17 protein-coding genes are annotated in these 23,544 nt (G+C 56.3%); 7 read left to right on the forward strand and 10 right to left on the reverse strand.

What is annotated here, in order from left to right:
* The first annotated feature begins 10 nt into the window (after positions 1 to 10).
* From lysS to ELE36_RS09160, 5 genes are all read left to right on the forward strand, one after another.
* Positions 11 to 1,552, forward strand: coding sequence for a lysine--tRNA ligase (gene lysS, locus ELE36_RS09140; protein ID WP_129832770.1), 1,542 nt, complete (start codon positions 11 to 13; stop codon positions 1,550 to 1,552).
* A gap of 268 nt (positions 1,553 to 1,820) precedes the next feature.
* Positions 1,821 to 2,873 (forward strand): response regulator, encoded by a 1,053-nt coding sequence (locus ELE36_RS09145; RefSeq protein WP_129832771.1) that lies wholly within the window; start codon positions 1,821 to 1,823, stop codon positions 2,871 to 2,873.
* Between the two features lie 342 nt (positions 2,874 to 3,215).
* Positions 3,216 to 3,479 (forward strand): acyl carrier protein, encoded by a 264-nt coding sequence (locus ELE36_RS09150; protein WP_129832772.1) that lies wholly within the window; start codon positions 3,216 to 3,218, stop codon positions 3,477 to 3,479.
* A 2-nt stretch (positions 3,480 to 3,481) separates the two neighbouring features.
* Positions 3,482 to 4,726 (forward strand): beta-ketoacyl-[acyl-carrier-protein] synthase family protein, encoded by a 1,245-nt coding sequence (locus ELE36_RS09155; protein WP_129832773.1) that lies wholly within the window; start codon positions 3,482 to 3,484, stop codon positions 4,724 to 4,726.
* A gap of 53 nt (positions 4,727 to 4,779) precedes the next feature.
* Positions 4,780 to 5,652, forward strand: a complete 873-nt coding sequence (locus ELE36_RS09160) for a crotonase/enoyl-CoA hydratase family protein (RefSeq protein WP_129832774.1) — start codon at positions 4,780 to 4,782, stop codon at positions 5,650 to 5,652.
* On the opposite strand, the gene ELE36_RS09165 is transcribed toward ELE36_RS09160, so the two are convergent.
* From ELE36_RS09165 to ELE36_RS09190, 6 genes are all read right to left on the reverse strand, one after another.
* Positions 5,617 to 7,803, reverse strand: a complete 2,187-nt coding sequence (locus ELE36_RS09165; RefSeq protein WP_129832775.1) for an ATP-binding protein — start codon at positions 7,801 to 7,803, stop codon at positions 5,617 to 5,619. The two genes, ELE36_RS09160 and ELE36_RS09165, sit on opposite strands and share 36 nt — an antisense overlap.
* 363 nt (positions 7,804 to 8,166) lie before the next feature.
* Positions 8,167 to 9,849, reverse strand: a complete 1,683-nt coding sequence (locus tag ELE36_RS09170) for an AMP-binding protein (RefSeq protein ID WP_129832776.1) — start codon at positions 9,847 to 9,849, stop codon at positions 8,167 to 8,169.
* Between the two features lie 232 nt (positions 9,850 to 10,081).
* Entirely contained in the window at positions 10,082 to 12,847 is a 2,766-nt protein-coding gene (gene acnA / locus ELE36_RS09175; RefSeq protein WP_129832777.1) for an aconitate hydratase AcnA, read from the reverse strand.
* Positions 12,848 to 13,041: 194 nt separating this feature from the next.
* The gene (hflD, locus tag ELE36_RS09180; RefSeq protein ID WP_129832778.1) at positions 13,042 to 13,665 is read right to left on the reverse strand and encodes a high frequency lysogenization protein HflD; all 624 of its coding nucleotides are present in this window, start codon (positions 13,663 to 13,665) and stop codon (positions 13,042 to 13,044) included.
* Positions 13,658 to 14,773: a tRNA 2-thiouridine(34) synthase MnmA gene (gene mnmA, locus ELE36_RS09185; protein ID WP_129832779.1), complete on the reverse strand. Its 1,116-nt coding sequence runs from the start codon at positions 14,771 to 14,773 to the stop codon at positions 13,658 to 13,660. Before mnmA ends, hflD begins: the two co-directional genes overlap by 8 nt.
* 6 nt (positions 14,774 to 14,779) lie before the next feature.
* The gene (locus ELE36_RS09190) at positions 14,780 to 15,301 is read right to left on the reverse strand and encodes an NUDIX hydrolase (protein ID WP_129832780.1); all 522 of its coding nucleotides are present in this window, start codon (positions 15,299 to 15,301) and stop codon (positions 14,780 to 14,782) included.
* 179 nt (positions 15,302 to 15,480) lie between these two features.
* On the opposite strand from ELE36_RS09190, the gene clpS reads away from it, so the two are divergent.
* Complete coding sequence (gene clpS, locus ELE36_RS09195) at positions 15,481 to 15,807, forward strand: ATP-dependent Clp protease adapter ClpS (RefSeq protein ID WP_129832781.1); 327 nt, start codon at positions 15,481 to 15,483, stop codon at positions 15,805 to 15,807.
* A 60-nt stretch (positions 15,808 to 15,867) separates the two neighbouring features.
* Entirely contained in the window at positions 15,868 to 18,141 is a 2,274-nt protein-coding gene (gene clpA, locus ELE36_RS09200) for an ATP-dependent Clp protease ATP-binding subunit ClpA (RefSeq protein WP_129832782.1), read from the forward strand.
* 90 nt (positions 18,142 to 18,231) lie between these two features.
* Here the strand turns inward: clpA and ELE36_RS09205 are convergent, their stop codons facing one another.
* The 4 genes from ELE36_RS09205 to ELE36_RS09220 form a co-directional block, all read right to left on the reverse strand.
* Positions 18,232 to 21,063 (reverse strand): serine/threonine-protein kinase, encoded by a 2,832-nt coding sequence (locus ELE36_RS09205; RefSeq protein WP_165371545.1) that lies wholly within the window; start codon positions 21,061 to 21,063, stop codon positions 18,232 to 18,234.
* Positions 21,064 to 21,361: 298 nt separating this feature from the next.
* A complete protein-coding gene (gene infA / locus ELE36_RS09210) occupies positions 21,362 to 21,580 on the reverse strand; it encodes a translation initiation factor IF-1 (RefSeq protein WP_129836756.1) in 219 nt (72 codons plus the stop codon).
* 84 nt (positions 21,581 to 21,664) lie between these two features.
* Positions 21,665 to 22,390: a leucyl/phenylalanyl-tRNA--protein transferase gene (aat, locus tag ELE36_RS09215; RefSeq protein ID WP_129832784.1), complete on the reverse strand. Its 726-nt coding sequence runs from the start codon at positions 22,388 to 22,390 to the stop codon at positions 21,665 to 21,667.
* Positions 22,378 to 23,544 (reverse strand): GNAT family N-acetyltransferase, encoded by a 1,167-nt coding sequence (locus tag ELE36_RS09220; RefSeq protein WP_129832785.1) that lies wholly within the window; start codon positions 23,542 to 23,544, stop codon positions 22,378 to 22,380. The genes aat and ELE36_RS09220 overlap by 13 nt, the downstream gene beginning before the upstream one ends.

The following is a 23,544-nucleotide window of genomic DNA, read 5'->3' on the forward strand; positions in this document are numbered from 1 at the left end:
ACACAATTTCATGAGTGGCGATACAGTCGACAGTGGCGCTGAAAATAATTCGGGCGCGGAAATACCCGTAACGCCGCCTGACGAAAACAAGTTGATCGCCGAACGCCGCGCCAAACTCACTGCGCTGCGGGCACAAGGTATCGCCTTTCCAAACGATTTTGCGCCGGACGCATTTGCCGGTGATCTGCAATCCGAGTTCGATGGCAAGACCGCCGAAGAAATCGAAGCGCTGGCGCGTCGCGTGAAAGTCGCCGGTCGAATCCTGCTCAAACGTGTGCAGGGTAAAGTCAGTTTCGTCCAGTTGCAGGACATGAGCGGACGTATCCAGCTGTTTATTCATGCGGCCACGGTCGGCGAAATTTACGACGCGTTCAAGGGCTGGGACAGCGGCGATATCGTTGGCGCCGAAGGTCTGCTCATGCGCACCAAGACCGGCGAGCTGTCGGTTAAAACCAGCGGTCTGCGCTTGCTCACAAAATCACTGCGTCCGCTGCCGGAGAAATGGGCCGGACTGACCGATACCGAAACCCGTTATCGTCAGCGTTACGTCGATCTGATCGTGACACCGGAATCGCGTCGGGTATTTCAGCTGCGTTCGCTGGTAGTGCGGCATCTGCGCAATTATCTCGACGATCGCCGCTTTCTCGAAGTCGAAACGCCGATGATGCATGTGATTCCCGGTGGCGCCACGGCGCGTCCGTTCGTGACGCATCACAACGCGCTCGATATGGATTTATATCTGCGCGTCGCGCCAGAGTTGTACCTCAAGCGCCTGACCGTCGGTGGTTTCGATCGAGTCTATGAGATCAATCGCAACTTCCGCAACGAGGGTGTCTCGACGCGACACAATCCCGAATTCACCATGCTCGAGTTGTACCAGGCCTACGCCACTTACAACGAGATCATGGACATCACCGAGGGCATGATCCGCAGTGCCGCGGAAAGCGTGGTCGGTCGTACCGCGCTGACGTGGGAAGGGCGCGAGATCGATGTCGGCCCGGCGTTCAAACGCTGGCGCATGGACGATGCGGTGCGCGAACACAACCCCGAAATCGGTGCGCATGAAATGCGTGATCGCGATGCACTCGCGCGGCATTGCGAACGATTGAAGATCCCGGTAAAACCGGGTTACGGCTGGGGCAAATTATTGCTCGAAATTTTCGAGCGTACGGTCGAAGCCTCGCTGATCCAGCCGACGTTCATCACCGCCCATCCGGTCGAAGTTTCGCCGCTTGCACGTGAGAGCGATACCGATCCGGGTATCACTGATCGTTTCGAGCTATTCGTCGCCGGCAAGGAAATCGCTAACGGTTTTTCCGAACTCAACGATCCCGAAGATCAGGCCGCGCGTTTTCTCGCCCAGGTACAAGCGAAAGACGCCGGTGATGATGAAGCGATGCATTTCGACGCCGACTATATCCGTGCGCTCGAGTACGGCATGCCGCCGACCGGTGGCCTCGGTATCGGCATTGATCGCTTGATTATGTTGCTCGCGGATGTGCCGTCGATCCGTGACGTTTTGCTGTTTCCGTATATGCGACCAGAGAGCTGACTGCCGCTTTGGTTTGCTGTAGCGATTGATTGATCAAGAGCTTGTCTGGGCGGATAAAATTCTTTCTGCTCAATACATATTTTCATTCATCGTGCGAGTGTGAAATCGGACGAAGTAATCACGATATCTGCAGCTGATTCAGATTTTTCTTGTGGTAAGCTGAATGCGATGGTGATGCAAACCATAATGCGTCGGGACGAACGCATAGCGCTACGCTGATGGAATCGGATTTTTGGAAAAAGCGGCCGCCGAACGGCGTGGAGTGACTATGAACGTTCTTATCGTTGATGACCAACAATCGGCCCGATTGATGCTCCGCCACGTTGTCGAAGGCATCGGCCCGGATCTGAACGTTTTCGATTTCGAAGATTCCAATGAGGCCTTGCGCTGGGCCGACATGCATCGGCCTGACTTGCTGTTGCTCGACTACCGCATGCCGGGCATGGACGGGTTGGAATTTGCGCGACGTTTTCGCCGCCCGCTGATTCATCGCGATGTACCTATCGTCCTGATCAGTGTGGTCGGTGAAGAACCGATGCGTCAGGCTGCGCTGGATGTCGGCGTGATGGACGTCATGCTCAAGCCAGTGCGACCACGCGAACTGCGCTCACGCTGCCGTAATCTGCTCGCGATTCGCCGTCAGGGCGAATCCGTGAAGGAGCGGGCGCGCGCGCTGGAACGCCAAGTTAGCCAGGGTTTGAGCGAAGTCGAGTCGCGCGAACGCGAAATGTTGTTTCGTCTTGCCAAGGCCATTGAGTACCGTGACTTCGGCACCGGTATTCATCTGCTGCGCATGGCGCGTTATGTGGGCTTGATTGCCGAGGCACTAGGCTTGCCTGATGACGAGGCACGCATGATTGAGCTCGCGGCGCCGTTGCACGATATCGGCAAGATCGGCACGCCGGATGCCATCTTGCTCAAACGCGGCAGTCTGACTCCCGAAGAAATCATCATCATGCGGCGCCATCCGCTCGTCGGCCATGACATCCTGCGCGACAGCAATAGTCGATTCGTGCAGATCGGGGCCTTGATAGCGCTGCGCCATCATGAGCGTTACGACGGCGCGGGTTATCCCGATGGCTTGGCGGGCGAAGACATTCCATTGCCGGCGCGTATCGTTGCGCTGGCGGATGTGTTCGATGCACTTACCTCCGAGCGTCCGTACAAATCCGCGTGGAGTAACGCTGAAGCATTCCGCTATGTGCGTGAGCAAAGAGGCAAGCATTTTGATCCGGTTTGCGTCGATGCTCTACTCGCCAATGAAGCCCGCATCATTGATATCCAGCAGGCTGAATTGTTGCCGAGCCATTTGAGTTTTTGATGCGTTGTAGCTCGTTGGGGATGGCACATAACGCGAACCGCGCGGACGCGTGGCAGTTTTCGAAACTAGGCGATGAGTCGAAGTGCTTCATTCGGATTTTATGGTTTCTCGGAAATCGCGTGTGCGGGACGATGCTTAAAATATAACCTATTAAGCTGATCTAACAGTCTGTTAAGAAAGCTTCGTATTTTTCAAATTTTCTTCGATTGTTGCATTGTATTATTAACAACATAAATAACAGTTGGTTACGAATTTCTTTTCTCAGGAATTTGGTTTCGAAATCGTTTCTCAATAACCTGTTAGATCGATATCATTTCAGCCCAATAGAAAAATTCCGAGCAAATGACAAACGACCTAAATTTCACACAAATTCAGGCTATGCTCAAAGATTTTCTGGCAGAGCATTTCGATGTTCCTACAGAAAAAGTAACGCAAGAGTCTTCGCTGAAGGAGCTTGGCATCGACTCGATAATGATGCTGGATATTATGCTGGAAATTGAAGATCGTCTTGGAATAAAATTGAAGGATCTTTCGATGCCTTCAAATCCGAAGGTTGGCGATATCATGGCACTGATCGACCGTAATCAAGCTGCAAACAAAGGTTAGATATGCCGGTCTCGCGCGATGTCGTCATAACAGGTATGGGCGTTATATCGCCTATCGGTTTGAATATATTTGAGTTAGCGACGAATCTTGAAACTAATACTTCAGGAATTCGTTTATGGCACTCGCTATTGCTTGAAAAGAAAATGCCGGTTGGTTTTATTGATCGGGATTTCAGCAAGGAATTTACAAAGCTCGAACTACCTTATCTTGACCGCTGTTCGCAACTTGCCATGCTAGCTGCGCGGGAAGCGACTCAAGATGCAGGATTGGAACAGTTCGCGCAGTACGGTCAGCGCGCAGGGTTGTATTTTGGTTCCGTTGCTGGCGGAGTTGTGACGGAGCATGACTGGGTTAGACAGTTTTACGTCGACGGTAAACAGACCTCCAGGCCATATACGATGATGGCCTGCATGTTGAATGCGGCACCTGGACAACTCTCGATTCGGCATCAAATTCTTGGCCCAGTCATGACACACAGCAGTGCCTGCACGTCTTCAGGCGCCGCCATCGGTGACGCGCGGCGCGCGATTCGTGATGGCTATCTCGATGTCGCGCTGGTGGGTGGCTCCGAGTCCGCGCTCGCGCCAGCGTTTATGGCGGCTTGGGGCGGATTACGTGCGTTGGCGGAGGTTGATCCAGTCGACGTAGCTCGTAGCTCAAAACCTTTTTCAAAGAATCGCACCGGACTGGTATTGAGCGAGGGCGCGGTTTTTTTTGTGCTTGAATCTCGCGAAAACGCAATTCGGCGTGGCGCAAAAGCATATTGCTGTCTCTCTGGTTACGGCATTGCATCTGATGGCTACCATATCGGATCTCCCGCCAGCGGCGGACAGGTTGCCGCGATGCGCGCTGCCCTGTCGGATGCCAATCTCGCGCCTGCAGACATCGGCTATCTAAACGCGCATGCAACCGCAACTGGCGGTGGTGATCCCATTGAAGTCCGATCGATCAACGATGTGTTTGACCGTGTCCCAGTCAGTTCCACCAAGGGCATCCACGGACATCTGTTGGGAGCCGCGAGTGCAATCGAGTTGGCCGTAGCAATTACGGCGATAAACCGATCCTTTCTCCCGGCTACGGCTCACTTGGATGAAATCGATCCGGCCTGTGAGCTAAACCACGTAGCGAATATGCCTATCATGGGACACGTAGTCAAAAATGCCTTGTCTCTCTCGGCCGGGTTTGGCGGTACCAATGTGGCGCTAATTGTCTCCACAGAAGATGAAGCCACGCGCAAAGCACTCTGATCGTTACAATTCAACCGCCACACTCCCGTGGCTGTGAATAAAGGATCATTGGTATGGGCGTTCTCGAATATATTTCTCCGTCTCCGCTTACACATGTCTGCGCCAGCTTCAAAGCGACCCAGAACAATGTTCTCTGGATCACGATGGCGGAGTCTTCTGCTGGCCGAAGCCAATACTTTTCTCCCGATTTGTTGCGCGACCTGTGCACACTATACAAAAGCGTCGAATCAGCTGGTGGCAACTGGATCAGCAATGGTGTCAGGCAGCCGATCCATTATCTGGTAGTGAAATCCGCCCATCCCGAGTATTTCAGTCTGGGGGGCGATCTTTCTCACTTTCGCGAATGTATTCGGCAACGTAACAAGAAAGGTTTGCTGGATTACTCGATGCTATGCGCCGATATGATTTACGATTTAGCTACACGGTTAAATCGAGATGCGACGACGATTGCATTGATTCAGGGGCGTGCGCTCGGTGGCGGATTCGAATCCGCACTTGCGGCCGATTTCATCATTGCAGAGGAACATAGCGAATTCGGATTTCCGGAAATCCTTTTTGGTCTTTTCCCTTGTACCGGTGGCATGAGTCTGCTCGCGCGGCGAATTGGTGTGCACGCTGCCGAGCGCATGATGACTAATGGCAAAATGTACGCTGCGACCGAATTGAAATCGATGGGTGTCGTAGACGAGATTTGCGCCAGAGGCGAGGGTGAGGTCGCGGTCGAGAAATTCATAGCCGAACACAGCCGTCATCGAATCGCTCGGTTGATGCTGCAGCGCAGTCGACACCGATTGGCGGCATTGAGCTACGAAGAGCTTCGCATTGTGGTCGAAGAGTGGGCGGAAACTGCGGTGAATCTTTCGGCGCCACATTTGCGTGTAATGGACATGTTAATCGACATGCAAAGAGCGCGTGTTGCCGGTTGATGTTGCGGAAACTTCCAGTCCGACGGCTTTCTGCAAAGCTAGAACGGTAATCTGCAGCGCGTCTTGTACGTCTGCAGATAGCCGTTCTGTCGACCTTTCAATCTCATCACTGGATATCGTCATAAGGCTAGCAGCGATGGCGGCGAGTCGCATTGCACCGACGTTGATGCAAACGCCTTTTAACGCGTGCGCGGTGTCCCTTATCGGTACGTAGTTTTTACGTGCCAGCGATTCAGTCAGCAACTGGCATGAGCGACGGATATCGCGCTCTGCTGACGCCAGTAATGCTGGTAAAAATTCCGGGCGGCTAGTCATCGATCTCAAACCGTCTAGCGTATCTGCGTCGAGCGCATACACGGGAACAACACTAAGCGTTGGCTTGACTGCCCGTCGAGTCGGTGTTGACATCATTTCGGGTCCAATCTCATTGCCTTCAGTTTCGGCATCTTTACCGAATGAGTCATCGAGATCCATCAGAGCCTTGCGTATGACAGTGAGATTCATGGGCTTGTAGAGGATCGCGGCGCTGCCAGCCTCATACAGTCGAGCAGCCGTTTGGGGGGTCGCGTCTGCGGTGAGGAATATTGTTGGTGCGGTGTGCGTTCTTCCGAACCGATAAGTTTGAAGTACCCGTACACCATCCATGTCACCTAGGTTGTAATCGAGCAGAAGCACGTCAAATGCCTGCTTGTTTAAATATTCCAGCGCTCCTATACCGCTAGTACAGGTTGTGACTACGTGACCGTCGATCTCCAGCATCTCCTTGATGAGCATGAGGTTGGTTTCGTTGTCATCCGCAACTAGAATTCTTTGCGGCGATATTAAAACGGCTTCGGCCTCATGATCGGGTTGCGCGGACTGCGCATCAGCGAGGGGCACGTTGAGTTCGAACCAGAATCTGCTGCCTTGGCCCAGCGTGCTCGAGTATTGCAGAGCGCCGCCCATGAGCTCTACAACACGCTTGGATAGCGCCAAGCCCAAGCCGGTTCCGCCAAAACGCCTTTGCTTGCCTTGATCAACCTGTTCGAAAGCTTGGAAAATATTTTTGCGAAAAGATTCGGGAATGCCGATGCCGGTGTCGGCAATGCTGAACACCAAACGATAATGCGTATCTGATTTGTGCAACAAGTCGATACCGACGTGCACACTGCCTTGGTCGGTGAACTTGATTGCATTTCCCACCAAGTTTAGACACACCCGATCAAGCATATGCGCGTCGATCTCGATTGGGTCGACAATTTGACTGTCGAGCTCAAGGCGGAACGATAATCCTTTTTGATGTGCCATTGTCTCGAACGTGCGACACAACTGAGGCATGTGCTCAGTCAGGTCGAACGCGGCGGGATTTAATACTGCATGCTTAGTGTCAAACTTGCTTTGGTCGAGCAAATCGTTGATCTCGCTCAGCAAACTGCTGGAAAGTGCCAGAATTGTTTCGACGCGGTGAGCGACACGTGAGTCCGATGCATGTTCATTTCCGAGTAACTCTGCTGTCGCGACAATTCCCGTCAAAGGCGTCCTCAGTTCATGACTCACTTTTGCCAGCAAGTCTGACTTGGCGCGTGTTTCTTGCTCCGCTAGCGCACGTGCTTCTTCAGCCGAGACTCGCGCTTCTCTTAAAACGGTCATTAACCTGCCGGCGTACACCGGCACCACGATCATAGGCATTGCCAAGGTCAACCATATGATCGGCATTCGCTGCCACAAGGGGTCGAATACGAAAACTGCTGCAAACCCGATTAGAGCGGCTGCCTGACACAAATGCATCAAGCGACGTCCGGTGCGAAAGCCGAACCCAACCATTGTGAACAGATAGAAGCCTGCGATCAGGCTACCGTAATTTCCGGTCAATACTATCCAGAACGATAACACCCAAGGATCCAGGATTGCGGTAGCGATCAGAAGCCATTTGAGTACATTGGTCGAGCTGGGAGCAATAGTCAAATAAGGCGTTACAGCATATACGCAACAGGCGCTAGCCAGACCGTAATGAAAAACTGATCCACTACCTGCCGTCAGCAAAAGCAATACAAGGTTGATCGCGACGACTGGCACAGCGAAAAGTAATCTAACTTTGGCTTGCGTGCGAAGAATCACGCGCAGCGATTTATCTGAATCGTCGCGAATACCTTCCATAAAAAATGCTTTCATGAGTAGCGACCAGATGATTTTTATGAATGCGCCATTCCGATAAGCTAGCTTGCGCGGCGTGGAAGAACTGTCTACAGAAGTTAGTCACCGCTGGTTACACGTCTAGGCATAGTCATAGCTAGCGCTTTCTATATGAAATGTTGTTGCTTGTTTTCTTCCAAAGTAGCGCGTGGTCGATATATTCGAATGCAGCTGACGAGGCTGGACGAAAGCTTTACGCGTACTTATCTTGCCAATTCAGGTGTGGCACAAAATCTCACGCCTAGGCAGACAGCCCGATTGCGAATCGCAGCAGGAGCTTGTGTGCTTAAACGATCTAACAAAGTTAACGAATGAGTGAAGCGTACAGCTGCGCTGGCACGATTACCCGCCCACCGGCTGCGCATCACGCAACTCGCGACGCAGGATTTTCCCGACATTGGTTTTTGGCAACGAGGTGCGGAACTCGATCACTTTCGGCAATTTGTATCCGGTCAGGTACAACTTGCAGTGTGCACGCAGGTCTTCGGCGGTCAGGTTGGGATCTTTCTTGACTACGACAAGCTTGACCGCCTCGCCGGATTTTTCGTCCGGCACGCCGACGGCGGCGACTTCGAGTACACCCGGATGCAGTGCGACCACATCTTCGATCTCGTTTGGATACACGTTGAAGCCCGACACCAGGATCATGTCTTTCTTGCGATCGACAATGAAGAAAAATCCGCGTGCATCCATGTTGCCGATGTCGCCCGTTTTTAGCCAGCCATCGGGAGTAATGCTTTTTGCGGTGTCTTCGGGCCGTTGCCAATAACCTTTCATCACTTGCGGGCCGCGGATGCAGATCTCGCCGTTCTCGCCTTGCGGCAGCAACTTGCCGTCATCGTCCTGAATCGAAAGTTCGGTCGATGGCACTGGCAGTCCGACGGAGCCGGAGTACTCGAGTGCATTCATCGGATTATCGGTGGCAACGGGCGAGGATTCGGTCATGCCGTAACCTTCGATGAGGATGCAGCCCGTGGTTTTTTTCCAGCGCTCGGCGACCGCGCGCTGCACCGCCATGCCGCCGCCGAAGGACGTGCGCAAAGTGGAAAAATCGATTTCATCAAAACCTGGCGTATTCAACAAACCGTTGAACAATGTATTCACACCGGTGATCGAGGTGAAACGCGACTTTTTCAATTCCTTGACGAAACCCGGCATGTCGCGCGGGTTGGTGATGAGCACGTTCAGTCCACCGAAATTGATGAACACGAGGCAATTACAAGTCAGCGCGAAGATGTGATACAGCGGCAATGCAGTGATCATTATTTCCTCACCGAGTACCACCACGGATTTGAACCATGCGCCGACCTGTTGCATGTTGGCGACCAGGTTGCGGTGCGTCAGCATCGCGCCCTTGGCCACACCAGTGGTGCCACCGGTGTACTGCAGGAAAGCGACATCATTCGCCGCAATCTCGACCGCAGGCAAGCTCTGGCGCGCGCCTGAGGCAAGCGCCGAGGTGAACGAAATCGCGTGCGGAATAGCAAACGCCGGCACCATTTTCTTGATGTGTTTGACCGCGAAATTGGTGATCAGCGATTTCGGAAAATCCAGCATGTCGCCGATGCGGGTGACAATCACGTGTTTGCACGGAGTTTCATGCAACACTTCGGCTACGGTCGCGGCGAAATTCTCCAGCACCAGAATGGCGCTGACACCGGCATCATTGAGCTGATGCTTGAGTTCGCGCGAGGTGTACAGCGGATTGGTATTCACCACGATCAACCCGGCACGCAGCGCGCCGAAAATCGCGATCGGGTATTGCAGAAGATTCGGCATCATCAAGGCGATGCGATCGCCTTTTTCGAGCTTCAGCGTGTTGCGCAGGAATGACGCAAATTGCATGCTGAGTTGATCCAACCGCCCATAGCTGAGCACTTTGCCCATGTTCGAGAACGCGGGTCGGTCGCGATATAGCGCGCAGGATTTTGCGAATACGGCCGGGATCGAACTGAACTCGTCCGCGTTGATCTCGGCGGGCACGCCCGGGGCATAACTGGCGAGCCAAGGTTTTTCAGCACTCATCAACGCATCTCCTGGATGGCTTGGAATATCACGCAAATACGGCTCCAACACCGTATTCCGAACATGCGTTCGATTTGAGCACAGCAGCACAATGCCTACAAGGCGCGCTGCAGCGAAGAATGCCGCGCCACGAACCCGATTTTTGTACGCCGAGCAAGTTCGATCTTCGCACGCATAAAAAACGCCCGGTTTTGCCGGGCGTCTGGGTTGGATCAGATCAATACGACGATCGTCATGCGGCCTTGCCAGCAGCATCGCTCGGCGATTTCGCGAGCTGGCGCAACACATACGGCAGGATGCCGCCATGACGGTAATACACCACTTCTTTCGGCGTCAGCAGCAGCACCTGCACGGTAAAGCGTTTTTCGCCAGCGCTGCCGGTGGCGACGATTTCCACCTGCTTGGCGGCGCCGTCATGCAGGCCTGCGATTTCGAAAACTTCGTCGCCGATCAGGCCAAGACTCTGCGCATTTTCACCCGGCAGGAACGACAGCGGCAGCACGCCCATGCCGACCAGATTGGAGCGATGAATGCGCTCGAAACTTTCCGCAATCACGGCTTTCACGCCGAGCAACATCGTTCCCTTGGCCGCCCAGTCGCGCGACGAGCCGGTGCCGTATTCCTTGCCGGCGATCACCACCAGCGGCACCTTGTCGTGCTGATAACGGATCGCGGCGTCATAGATCGCGAGCTTGTCGCCGCTCGGATAATGAATCGTGTTGCCGCCTTCCTCACCGCCGAGCATGCGGTTCTTGATGCGGATATTGGCGAACGTGCCACGCACCATCACATCGTCGTTGCCGCGGCGCGAGCCGTAGGAATTGAAATCGACCGGTTCCACGCCACGCCCGATCAAGTATTTGCCGGCGGGCGAATCCTTCTTGATATTGCCGGCAGGTGAGATGTGATCAGTCGTGATCGAATCACCGAACAGGCCAAGTACCCGCGCGCTGTGGATGTCCTCGATCTTGCCGATTTCCAGACTCATGCCATCGAAGTACGGCGGATTTTTGATATAGGTCGACGCATCTTCCCACTGGTAAATATCGCCATCGGGTGAGGCGATCTGGTTCCAGCGGCTATCGCCCGCGAACACGTGAGCGTAGTTTTGCTTGAACATTTCCGGCCCGATCGTTTTGGCGATGAAATCGCCGATTTCCTTGTTCGACGGCCAGATATCCTTGAGGAAAACTGGCGTGCCGTCGCTGCCTATGCCGAGCGGCTGTGTGGTCATGTCGATATTCACCGTGCCGGCGATCGCATACGCCACTACCAGCGGCGGCGAGGCGAGGTAATTCATTTTCACCTCGGCATGCACGCGGCCTTCGAAGTTGCGGTTGCCCGAGAGCACCGACGCAACCGCCAGCTCGCCATCGGCGATGCCCTTGCTGATTTCCGGCAACAGCGGACCCGAGTTGCCGATACATGTGGTGCAGCCGTAACCGACCAGGAAAAATCCGAGCTTTTCGAGTTCAGTGAGCAGGCCGGCTTTCTTCAGATAATCCGTCACCACCAGCGAACCCGGCCCGAGCGAGGTTTTCACCCACGGCTGCGCCTTCAAACCTTTCGCCGCCGCATTGCGCGCGAGCAGACCGGCGGCCAGCATCACCGCGGGATTCGAGGTATTGGTGCACGAGGTGATCGCTGCGATGACGACCGCGCCGTCGCGCAGGTCGAACGCTTCACCGTTGACTTCACACTTGCTCACGGGTGACGGATTGACGGCTTCATTGCCGACCGCAGTGCCGCCACCTTCATTCGCAAAACGATCTTCGGCCGGTGTTTTCGGGTGACGTGCGTGGGTCAATTCGAGCACGGCTTCCTGATAATTTTTCTTGACGTCTTCAAGCAGTACGCGATCCTGCGGACGCTTTGGGCCAGCCAGCGACGGCTTCACACTCGCCATGTCGAGTTGCAGCGTGGCGCTGTATTCGGCATGCGCGTGGCCGGCCTCATGCCACATGCCCTGGACGCGGGCGTAGGCTTCGACCAGCGTGATGAGTTCTTCAGGGCGACCCGACAGACGCAGATAGTTCAGCGATTCCTTGTCGATCGGGAAGATGCCGCAAGTCGCGCCGTATTCCGGCGCCATGTTGGCGATCGTCGCGCGATCGGCCAGCGGCAAATGCTCCAGACCTTCACCGAAAAATTCGACGAATTTGCCGACCACGCCGTGCTTGCGCAGCATCTGCGTGACGGTGAGCACGAGATCGGTCGCGGTCGCACCTTCCGGCAGTTTGCCGCGCAACTCGAAACCAACCACCTGTGGAATGAGCATCGACGAGGGCTGGCCGAGCATCGCCGCTTCTGCCTCGATACCACCCACGCCCCAGCCGAGTACGCCGAGACCGTTGATCATCGTGGTGTGCGAATCGGTGCCGAACACGGTATCCGGGAACGCAAACCACTCACCGTTTTTTTCTTCGGTCATCACCACACGGGCGAGATTTTCCAGATTCACCTGATGCACGATGCCCGTGTTCGGCGGCACGACTTTGAAATTGTTGAGCGCCTTCTGGCCCCAGCGCAAAAAGCTGTAGCGCTCCTGATTGCGCTTGAACTCGATCTGGCCGTTGATATCGAGCGAATTGGCGTGGCCGTAATCATCGACCTGAACAGAATGGTCGATCACGAGTTCGGCGGGCGAGAGCGGATTGATCAGCGTCGGATCGCCGCCGAGCTTGACCATCGCATCGCGCATCGCCGCCAGATCGACCACACACGGCACGCCGGTGAAATCCTGCAGCACAACGCGCGCGGGCATGAAGGAGATTTCGGTGTCAGGTTCCTTTTTTGCTTCCCAGTTCGCGACTGCCTCGATTTCCTTCGAGGTGACGTTGAGGCCGTCTTCCTGGCGCAGCAGATTCTCCAGCAGAATCTTCATCGAGTACGGCAGGCGCTTGATATCGAAACGCTCGCCGAGTTTGGCCAGGCTACGAATGTGGTAGCTCTTGCCGTTGACATCGAGGGTGGTGCTGGTTGAAAACGAATCGCTCATGCTGATCTCCTGTAGCGTCGGCGTAGGGAAAGTTGCGGAAATAAATGCCGCGCCAATTGAGGTTGGCGACCCGGGCGGGATAGCTGCATATTATGACTCAAGCGGGCATGCACGTGAATGCCGGATCGGTAAATTTGTGCGCTGCAGAGGCAATAATTTGCGGCTTTTTTGACTCAGCAGCGAGCGTGGATGGCTCAACCGTTGTCCAGCGTGCTGCGAGTCAACAATCCCCGCGCCAGCATCGCGTAATCGCGGCGACGGAACAGCATGCGCCACGGACGTCCGCCGAGCTGGCGCCACAATACGGAGGCGCGCACCGCGGCGAGCAGCAATGCGCGGATTTCCTCAACACGCGCCGTCTGCGTCAGATACAAGGGATTGCCCGGCACGACCACGCGTGGACGCAATCGCGAAAGATTATCGGCATACAGTTTCGACAGACTTGCAAAAACCGCGGCATGGGTTGGTCCGAGATGCTCGGCCTGACGCGCGCAGGATTCGATCCCCGCGCGTAAATTCTTGAGCATATCGCTGCGCCGCGACAACCGGCGCTCGAGTTTGAGGATGCTGATCACCATGCGCGTCACGGTGAGATCGCGCGTTTGGCCATCCAATTGTGCGATCAGCAATTCCAGTCCGATCCGCAGATTGGCCACGCCGCCGTAGATTTCTGCAGGCGTGTCAGCGTCGATGCGAAAAATACTGTCGATGCTCACTCGTTCACCTGCCGCATCCGCGCTACCACGTGCGGCAACGTCACGCACCTGCATGATGGCTTGATACAGCGCGGCCAGCGCGATGACTCGGCCCTCACGCATGCGCTGGCTCCAGCCCGCCGAACGGGGCGTCGGTAGCGTTGATGATGCCGCCGCCGAGGCATTCGTCGCCGGCATAAAACACCACCGATTGGCCTGGCGTCACGGCGCGTTGCGGCGAGGAAAAAACCACCTCGCAATCATCTCCATTCACACGCACATGACAATCCTGATCGGGTTGGCGATAACGCGTCTTCGCCGTGCAAGTGAATTCATGCGTCGGTGCGTGGCCCGCGACCCACGACAATTGATCGGCGACCAGCCGGGTTGAGGCGAGCCAATGGCTTTCCTGGCCCTGATCGACGTACAGGATATTCTTTGCCACGTCCTTGCCGACGACATACCACGGCGCGCCGGAAGAATCGTGGCGACCGCCGATGCCCAACCCTTGGCGTTGTCCGAGCGTGTAGTACATCAGGCCTTGATGTATGCCGATATCTGCGCCATCCGGCGTCTGCATCGCACCGGGCTGCGCCGGGATGTAGTGGCCGAGAAATTCGCGGAAATCACGCTCGCCGATGAAACAGATGCCGGTGGAATCTTTCTTCGCATGGGTCGGCAATTCGGCTTCGCGCGCGAGACGACGTACCTCGGGTTTTGGCAATTCGCCGATCGGAAAACGGGTCACCGCGAGCTGTCGCTGGCCGAGCGTATACAGAAAATAACTTTGATCCTTGTTGCCATCGTGGCCACGCAACAGCCGATAACGTCCGTCGATCGAATCGATGCGCGCGTAATGGCCGGTGGCAATACGCTCGGCACCAAGCTCGCGCGCGTTGTCGAGAAAGGTCTTGAACTTGATCTCGCGATTGCACAAGACATCCGGATTCGGCGTGCGTCCGGCGCGGTATTCGTCGAGAAAATGCGTGAACACGCCGTCCCAATATTGCGCGGCGAAATTGCGTGCGTGAAACGCAATGCCGAGCCGCGCGCAGACGGCGACCGCATCGACCCGGTCCTGATCGGCGCGACATGGCCCGAGGCGTTCGTCCTCTTCCCAGTTCTTCATGAACATGCCAGCGACATTTTCGCCCGCCTGCGCCAGCAGCAATGCTGTGACCGAAGAATCCACGCCGCCGGATACACCTACGATGGTCAAACCTTTATCCATGCGCGATCAAATGGGGGCGCTGGCATCGCGTGGCAATGGCGCCGGCAACATTGCATGCACGGCGTCGAGAGGGAAACGTTTGCCAGCGAGATAGTCGTCGATACTGCGCAACACCATCGGACTGCGCAGGCGCGCGGATTCGGCAGCGATTTCGTCGCGCGTGAGCCACAGCGTACGTACGATGCCGGCATCGAGTGCGCGCTCGGCATGATGCCGTAGCGCGTGCGCTGCAAAGGTAAAACGCAGAAAGCCGAGCTCCGAGTCGGGCGCAGTCCATTGATAAATGCCGACCAAGGCGTCGAGTTGGATTTCCCAGCCGGTTTCCTCAAGCGTTTCGCGAACGCTGGCGGTCGGCAGTGACTCGTTTGCTTCAAGATGCCCAGCCGGCTGATTCAGCATGAGTTTGCCACGAATGATTTCCTCGACCAGCAAAAACGTTTCGCCGCGTGGCACGATGGCGGCAACGGTTACATCCGGGCGCCAGACCGTATCGACATCCGGCGCGCTGGGGTTGCTCGAGTCATTCATCGAGTTTGCACGTTCCAAAAGAATGATGTTACACGAGAGCGAGTTGCAAGCTGCCGCAAAAAGGGGATGGTCGCAGCAGTTTTTGCGACAGCTTGCGACTTGAAGACCGGCAGTGCCGCCACCACTCAGCGGTATAATCGGAACATCGCGAATGCCACCAGAGTGAGTAAGAAAGACGCATGGCACAACTACCTGACCAGCAATTGGACCACCAACGCGGACTCGCGGTCGAGGAATCTCGCCCGGAGCTGCAACGCCCGCCGTTATACCAGGTGGTGTTGATGAACGACGACTTCACGCCGATGGATTTCGTGATTACGGTGCTGGAGAGTATCTTCGGCATGAATCGCGAACGCGCGACGCAAGTGATGTTGCACGTGCATACGCGCGGCAAGGGAATTTGCGGTGTGTATACGCGCGAAGTGGCGGAAACCAAAGTGACCCAAGTCAACGAATTTTCACGTGCGCACCAACATCCTTTGTTGTGCAATATGGAAAAGGCCTAGCAAAAGAATCAACCAGCCCCATTTACACGTCAGTGCATTTTCCGCCAAAGGAAAACTGAAATGTTTAGTAAAGATCTCGAACTCACCATCAGCCATTGCTACAAGGAAGCGCGCGAACAGCGTCATGAATTCATGACCGTTGAGCACTTGCTGCTGGCGTTGCTGGAAAATCCATCGGCCATCGCCGTGCTGCGTGCGAGCGGCGCCGATCTGGTCAAGCTCGGCAAGGAGCTGAAAGGCATCATTGCCGAAACCGTGCCGCTGTTGCCGCTCAAGGATGAACGCGATACGCAACCGACGCTGGGTTTCCAGCGCGTGCTGCAGCGCGCGGTGTATCACGTGCAATCTTCCGGACGAAAGGAAGTCACCGGCGCGAACGTGCTGGTTGCGATCTTCGGCGAGAAGGATTCGCACGCCGTGTATTTCCTCAACCAGCAGGAAATCACGCGGCTGGATGTAGTCAATTATATTTCGCACGGCATCGCGAAAATTGGCCAGGATTCGAACCAGCAGCCCGGCGGCGAAGCCGGCCGCGAAGCCGATGGTGGCGATGAAGCGCGTGGCAATCCGTTGCACGAATTTGCCAGCAACCTCAACGAACTCGCGCGCCAGGGCAAGATCGATCCGCTGATCGGTCGTGCTGAAGAAATCGAGCGCACGATCCAGGTGCTGTGCCGTCGGCGCAAGAACAATCCGTTGTTCGTCGGCGAAGCCGGTGTCGGCAAGACCGCGCTAGCCGAGGGTCTGGCGAAACGCATCGTCGAAAAAGAAGTGCCCGAGGTGCTGGCCGACTGCATTATCTATTCGCTCGACATGGGCTCGCTCGTGGCGGGCACGAAATATCGTGGCGACTTCGAAAAACGCCTGAAAGGTGTTCTGGCGCAGCTCAAGAAAGAACCGAACGCGATCCTGTTTATCGATGAAATCCACACCATCATCGGCGCCGGGTCGGCTTCGGGCGGCACGATGGATGCGTCGAATCTGATCAAGCCGGTACTCGCCAACGGCGAATTGCGCTGCATCGGTTCGACCACGTTCCAGGAATACCGCGGCATCTTCGAGAAGGATCGCGCGCTGGCTCGCCGCTTCCAGAAAATCGATATTGTCGAACCGTCGCTGGCCGACAGCCTTGAGATTTTGAAGGGCCTGAAGTCGCGCTTCGAGGAACATCACAAAGTCGAATACGCGCTCGATGCGCTCAAGGCGGCGGTCGATCTTTCGGTCAAGCATATTGCCGATCGTCTGTTGCCGGACAAGGCAATCGACGTGATTGACGAAGCCGGCGCGAGACAGCGTTTGTTGCCGCCCGATCAGCGCAAGGCAATCGTCGATGTGTCGGAGATCGAGCTGATCGTCGCACGCATGGCACGCATTCCACCGAAGCAGGTTTCGGCCTCCGACAAGGACGTACTAAAGAGCCTGCAGCGTAACCTCAACATGGTGGTATTCGGCCAGGATGCGGCGATCGAGGCATTGTCGAGTTCAATCAAGATGTCGCGCTCGGGTCTCGGCGATCCGAACAAGCCGATCGGCAGTTTCCTGTTGGCTGGCCCGACCGGTGTCGGCAAGACCGAAGTGACGCGGCAACTCGCGATGCAGCTCGGTATCGAACTCGTGCGCTTCGACATGTCCGAATATATGGAGGGGCATTCGGTATCGCGCCTGATTGGTGCGCCGCCGGGTTATGTCGGTTTCGACCAAGGCGGCTTGCTCACCGAGCAGATCACGAAACATCCGCATTGTGTACTGTTGCTGGATGAAATCGAGAAGGCGCATCCGGACGTGTTCAACATCCTGTTGCAGGTCATGGATCACGGCACGTTGACCGATACGAATGGTCGCGAAGCGAACTTCAAGAATGTGATCGTAGTGATGACGACGAATGCCGGCGCGGCGCAGGCGGCAAGGCGCTCGATGGGTTTTGTCGAGCAGAATCACGGCACTGATGCGATGGAAGTCATCCGTCGCAGCTTCACGCCGGAGTTCCGCAATCGCCTCGACGCGATCATCCAGTTCGGTGCGCTCGACTTCGAACACATCCTGCGGGTGGTCGACAAGTTCCTGATCGAACTCGAAGCGCAGCTCAACGAGAAACACGTCGCGTTGCATGTCGATGGCGATGCGCGGCGCTGGTTGGCCGAGCACGGTTTCGATGCGCAGATGGGTGCACGTCCGATGGCGCGTGTGATCCAGGACAACGTCAAGCGTCCGCTGGCTGACGAGCTGCTGTTCGGCAAGCTGGCCGAGGGCGGCAAGGTCACGCTCAGCGTGCAGGACGGTAAGCTTGCGGTTGCGAGCGAAGAGGCAGAAAAATTGCCGGCGATCGTCGAATAAAGATCATCGCCAGCCTTGGTGATCGAGCCTGAACCCGCCGTGCGAGACACGGCGGGTTTTTTTATGAATCGGATCGCAGTGCAGTCGCATTCATGGCTGGTTGGTGGCGTTTGATTGTTGGACCAACCGGCCAAGTCGGGATGGCGGATTGCGCATCGCTGCGAGCAGATTTTGTCCTGCGGCTGCATAATTTTTGGCAGCGATATTGTCGCCGAGTTTTGTCGCGACAATTGCCTGCAGTAGGGGCACTTCGATTTGCATTTCCGGATCGGGATGTACTGCGAGCTTCAGTTGGGTTTCTGCCGTGGCCAAACTTTGCTGCGCCTGGTCGAACTGTTCCAGCTGCAGCAGCGCAGTCGCGCGCCACACGGCGGTATTCGCATTTCTACCCGGATCCGGCTTGGCCTGCTTGGCGATCAAAGCATCGATACTATCGACAATAGCTAAGGCGGATTTGGGATCGTTTTTATCGAGCTTCAGTCGCGCCAACATTCCCTGCAGATCGATTTGCAGCTCGATATCCGGCTCCTTCTCGTTCTCCTGTGACTTGATGGCATGGCGCAATTCCGCTTCGCCATTCACGCTGTCGCCGCTCGCTGCCAATGCCGCGCCATAACTGGCCCGAGTGATTGACGTCTTGGGGTATTCCGCGCCGTATTTCTTCTCGAATGCCATCAGCGAGGCGTGCAACGCATCGATTGCGGCAGGGAGTTTTCCCAGCAACACGTTAAACATGCCGACATTGTTGAGATCGTTGGCGGTCTCCGGCTGGTCCTCGCCGTACGCCAATTTGTCGATGCGCAAAGTTTCGCTGGCGGTTTCCAGCGCGCCCTGGAAATTGCGCTGCGCACGTTGCACCATCATCAACGCATTCAGATGATTCGCGCGGCGCCAATCGTCTTTCGACAACACTTTTTCATCGATCGCCAGCGCAGCCTTGATATGTTCCTCGGCCTGCGCAAGATCGCCGGACAGACGATAGATGCGCGACAATCCGGAGTGCGCTGACGCCACCTTGAGATGTTGCGCACCAAAGTTTTTGGTATCCGCAAGCAACAACTCTTCGGTCGTTTTTCCTGCAGCGACATAGTCCTTGACGTTGATCTGCACTGTCGCCGCCATCGTCAGGGTGTCGCTCAAAAAGCCGGCATCATCCAGCGTTCGAGAGAGCTGCAATGCCTCCTGCGATTCTGCAAGCGCGCGCTTGAGGTCATGTTGTTTGTTCGCCAACATCGCCGAGTTGAACAACAGTTTCGCGCGCTCCGATGTCTGTCGCACGGTGATCTGCGAACGCAATGTATCGGTCAAGCTCTGCGCGGACTTGTAGTCTCCCGCCAATATGTTGGCATTCAACAATTCGAAGCCGGCATCGAGGGTAACGCTGTCATTATCGCCCAATGCGATACGGGCCTGATCGTAATTGTGTTGCAGATAATTACGCGCTGCGGGCAGGTTTCCTTGCGTGCGCAAGACCGCGCCGAGTTTGGTTTGCAGCTCGGCATACACGCGCGGATTTGACGCCGCGGCATCACGCGCCTTGAGCATCGCCTGTTCCACCACCTCGGTAATTTTTGGCGGTCCGGCGCGCGGGCTGCTCGGCTGCGCTTCCTCGAACGCCGAGAACATGAAATCGCGCATCGCATTTGCGCGCGCCGCCTCTTGGCGCGCAATGTGGGTTTGCCAAAGCGCCAGTCCGAGCGCGGCAAATATGGCCAGCACCAAGGCCACGGTAGTGACGACACCACCACGATGACGCACGATGAATTTTCGTGCGCGATACAGCCGCGACGGCGGATGCGCGCGCACCGGACGATGATCAAGAAAGCGTTCGATATCTTCGGCCAGCGCGCCCGCCGAGGCGTAGCGCCGATCGGGTTCGGCGGCGAGCGCCTTGAGCACGATATTGTCCAGATCGCCGCGCAGTACTTTGCGCAGGATCAGCGGCGAGGCCGCACCTGCGGACTTCGTATCATTCGGCGTCTCGCCATTCTGTCGGTAGTCGATCAACGAGGACGGACGGCGCGCGGGATTGCCTTCGGGCTTTCGTCCGAGCAATAGTTCGTGCAGCAATACACCGAGGCCATAAACATCCGTCGCGGTCGTGATGATGCCGCCGAGCACTTGCTCCGGCGCGGCATAACCCGGCGTGAAAACGCCGACGGTCGCGGCTTCTGCATCTTCCTCGATGAGTTTGGCGATGCCGAAATCGAGCAGTTTTACCGTGCCGTTGCCATCGACCAGAATATTCGACGGCTTGATGTCGCGATGCACGATCAAATTGCGATGCGCGGTTTCCACAGCACGACACACGGTGAGAAAAAGCCGCACCCGTGCGTGCACATCGAGTTGTTGTTCACTCGCGTACTGCGTAATCGGCACACCATCGATGTACTCCATCACTAGATACGGGATACCGGCCTGAGTGACGCCGCCATCGATCATGCTGGCGATGTGCGGATGGCTGAGTCCGGCCAGCACCTGGCGTTCGCGCAGAAAAAGGCGTTGCTCAAGGTCGGAATACAGGCCGCGACGCAGCAGCTTCAACGCAACGAATTGCTGAAAATCCTTGCCGACACGTTCACCGAGAAATACCGCCGCCATGCCGCCTTGGCCGAGCAGGCGCAGGATGCGAAACGCGCCGATCTGCTGGCCGATCAAACCTTCGACTTGGGTCACTTCATCCGGGGCGAGACGTGCCGCGTGATCGCCGACTGGGGTATCGAGAAAACCGTTGCCATCGTCGGCGGCCAAGAGGTTTAGCAGCGCCGCGCGCTCTTCGATATCGCTGACGTTTGCATCGATCCATGCCGCGCGCTCGCTGGCGGGCAAGTCGACGGCCATCTCAAATAGTGCACGCAGGCGGCCGAGCGTATCGCCATCTTTGGCGGCCTGATCGAAATCGGAAATATTGTCATTGTTCATGCTAGCGAAGAACGCCATGCAGCGGAAATTTGCGACATCAGTTCGCGCATTGTGCAGGAATGCGCACGAAAGCCGCTAATTTCGACGGATCAGGCCTCGCTTCGGCAGGTCGCCAGCAGATTGATCGCGGTTATCCGTACTCGGATTTTGCTAGGGATTCGAGGTGTCGCTCGGACGAGACAGGGCGGGATGGCCGCGCGCGTACTTATCGCAGGCAGCAAGATCCAGCGATGACCGATCGGTCATACGGCAAAGAAGGTGTTACGAAAAAACGTACCGTAACTAACGGCTATAGCCGTTATTTCATGCGGTAGGTGATGCGGCCCTTGGTCAGATCGTAAGGTGTCATTTCCACCTTGACCTTGTCGCCGGTAAGAATGCGGATATAGTTTTTGCGCATGCGGCCCGAAATATGGGCGGTTACGACGTGGCTGTTTTCCAGCTTCACGCGAAACATGGTGTTGGGCAGCGTTTCAAGAACGGTGCCTTCCATTTCGATTTGATCGTCTTTAGACATTCGACTCAGAAGTAATAGCGGACAAGCCCGCAAGGCGCGGGATTTTGCCACGTTTACGCACTTTCCGAAAGCGAAATCGTGGTTTCAGAACAGATCGCGCACGATATGCTGGCCAAAGCGTTCGCGCCAGTGACCAATTTGATCGACGCGCTGCACGTAATCCTCGACATGCGCGATAAAATCGCGGCGCGATATTTCCCGTGCGCCGAGCGTCTGCAAATGTGCGGAAGTCACTTGCGCATCGAGTAGCGCAAAACCCCAAGCGTGCAGCGCACGGCATAGCCCGATCAGCGCGACCTTGGATGCGTTGGTGGCGCGGCTGAACATCGATTCGCCGAAAAACATTCGCCCGATCGCGACGCCATAAATTCCGCCGAGAAGTATCTCGCCGTCGTAGACCTCGACCGAATGGGCGTGACCAGCGTTATGCAGCGCGTTATATGCGTTCAACATTTCCTCAGTGATCCACGTTCCGCCGCCGGCATCGCGTGGTTCGGCGCACGCTGACATCACGTCGCGAAACGCATGATCGGCACGGATCTGCCAATCGCATTGGCGCAGCCAGCGTTGCAGCCGACGCGGCACATGCAAGCGATCGGTGGCGAACACCATGCGCGGATCAGGACTCCACCACAGGATCGGATCGTCAGCCGAATACCACGGGAAAATGCCGTGGCGATACGCATCGAGCAAACGCGCCACGGAAAGATCGCCGCCCATCGCGAGCAGACCGTTCGGTTCTTGCAACGCGAGGTCGACCGCGGGAAATGCATCGAGCCGCAGCGGATGCAGAATTTTCAGTCGCGACATGACGGCGTGACATACGGCGAATGACTGAGCAAATCGGCACGATATTCCTCCAGCCCGCGCGCCTCGTGTTTCAGCGAACGAGCGATCGCGTCGCGAAAACGCGAATCGACGATGTGATGGAAGGAATGCGTTTTGCTTGGCAGAAAACCACGCGCAAGTTTGTGTTCACCTTGCGCGCCGGGTTCGAACAGCGCGAGGTTATGGCGAATGCAATATTCGATGCCCTGGTAATAACAGGCCTCGAAATGCAGACCGGGCACTTCTTCCTCGCAACCCCAATAACGTCCGTACAGCGTGGTGCTGCTGCGCAGGCACAGCGCGCCGGCGATCGGTTGCGCATCGCGATACGCGATCACGGCAACCACATTCTCGGCGAGCGCACTGCCGAGATGGGTGAAAAAATCCGCGGTCAATGCCGGCAGATTGCCCTTCATGTCGAACGTGGCAAGATAAAAACGGTGCAGCCAGCGCCAATGTGTCGGCGTGAGGTCGCGTCCTTCGAGTGTTTCGCAGCGCACGCCGGCGGCTTCGACTTTGCTGCGCTCCTGCCGAATATTCTTGCGTTTCTTCGCGCTCAGCGCGTCGAGAAAATCGCCGAAGTCGCGATAGCCACGATTATGCCAATGGAATTGCCAGTCGAAGCGCGGCAGCCATTCGTTCGGCAATGTCGCCAGCAATTCCGCGTCGGCATCGTGCGGGAAATTCAGATGCGCGGAGGAGAGTTGCATCTGCCGGGTTTGTTCGATCATCGCCGCCAGCAACTCTTGGCGCAGCGAACCAGTGTCGCCGCTCTGCCCGCACAACAGGCGCGGCCCGGTGACAGGCGAGTAGGGCACGGCGCACAGCAGCTTCGGATAATAATCGAGGCCGTTCTGCGCATACGCATTGGCCCACGACCAATCGAAGACGAACTCGCCGTGCGAATTGCCTTTGAGGTACATCGGCGCCGCGGCAACGAGTTGCTGGTCGCGATACAAGCCGAGATGATGCGGCTGCCAGCCGTGTTCGCGTCGCAGGCAGCCGTATTGTTCGAGTCCGGTAAGAAACGCATGACTCAGGAACGGATTGTCATCGGCACGCAGCGCGTCCCATTCCGCCGCAGAAATTTCGTCGAGGCGCGCATGCCAGCGCGCCTCGAGCGCAGCCTGTTTCAT

The sequence above is a fragment of the Pseudolysobacter antarcticus genome, assembly GCF_004168365.1.
GTDB classification, from domain to species: domain Bacteria; phylum Pseudomonadota; class Gammaproteobacteria; order Xanthomonadales; family Rhodanobacteraceae; genus Pseudolysobacter; species Pseudolysobacter antarcticus.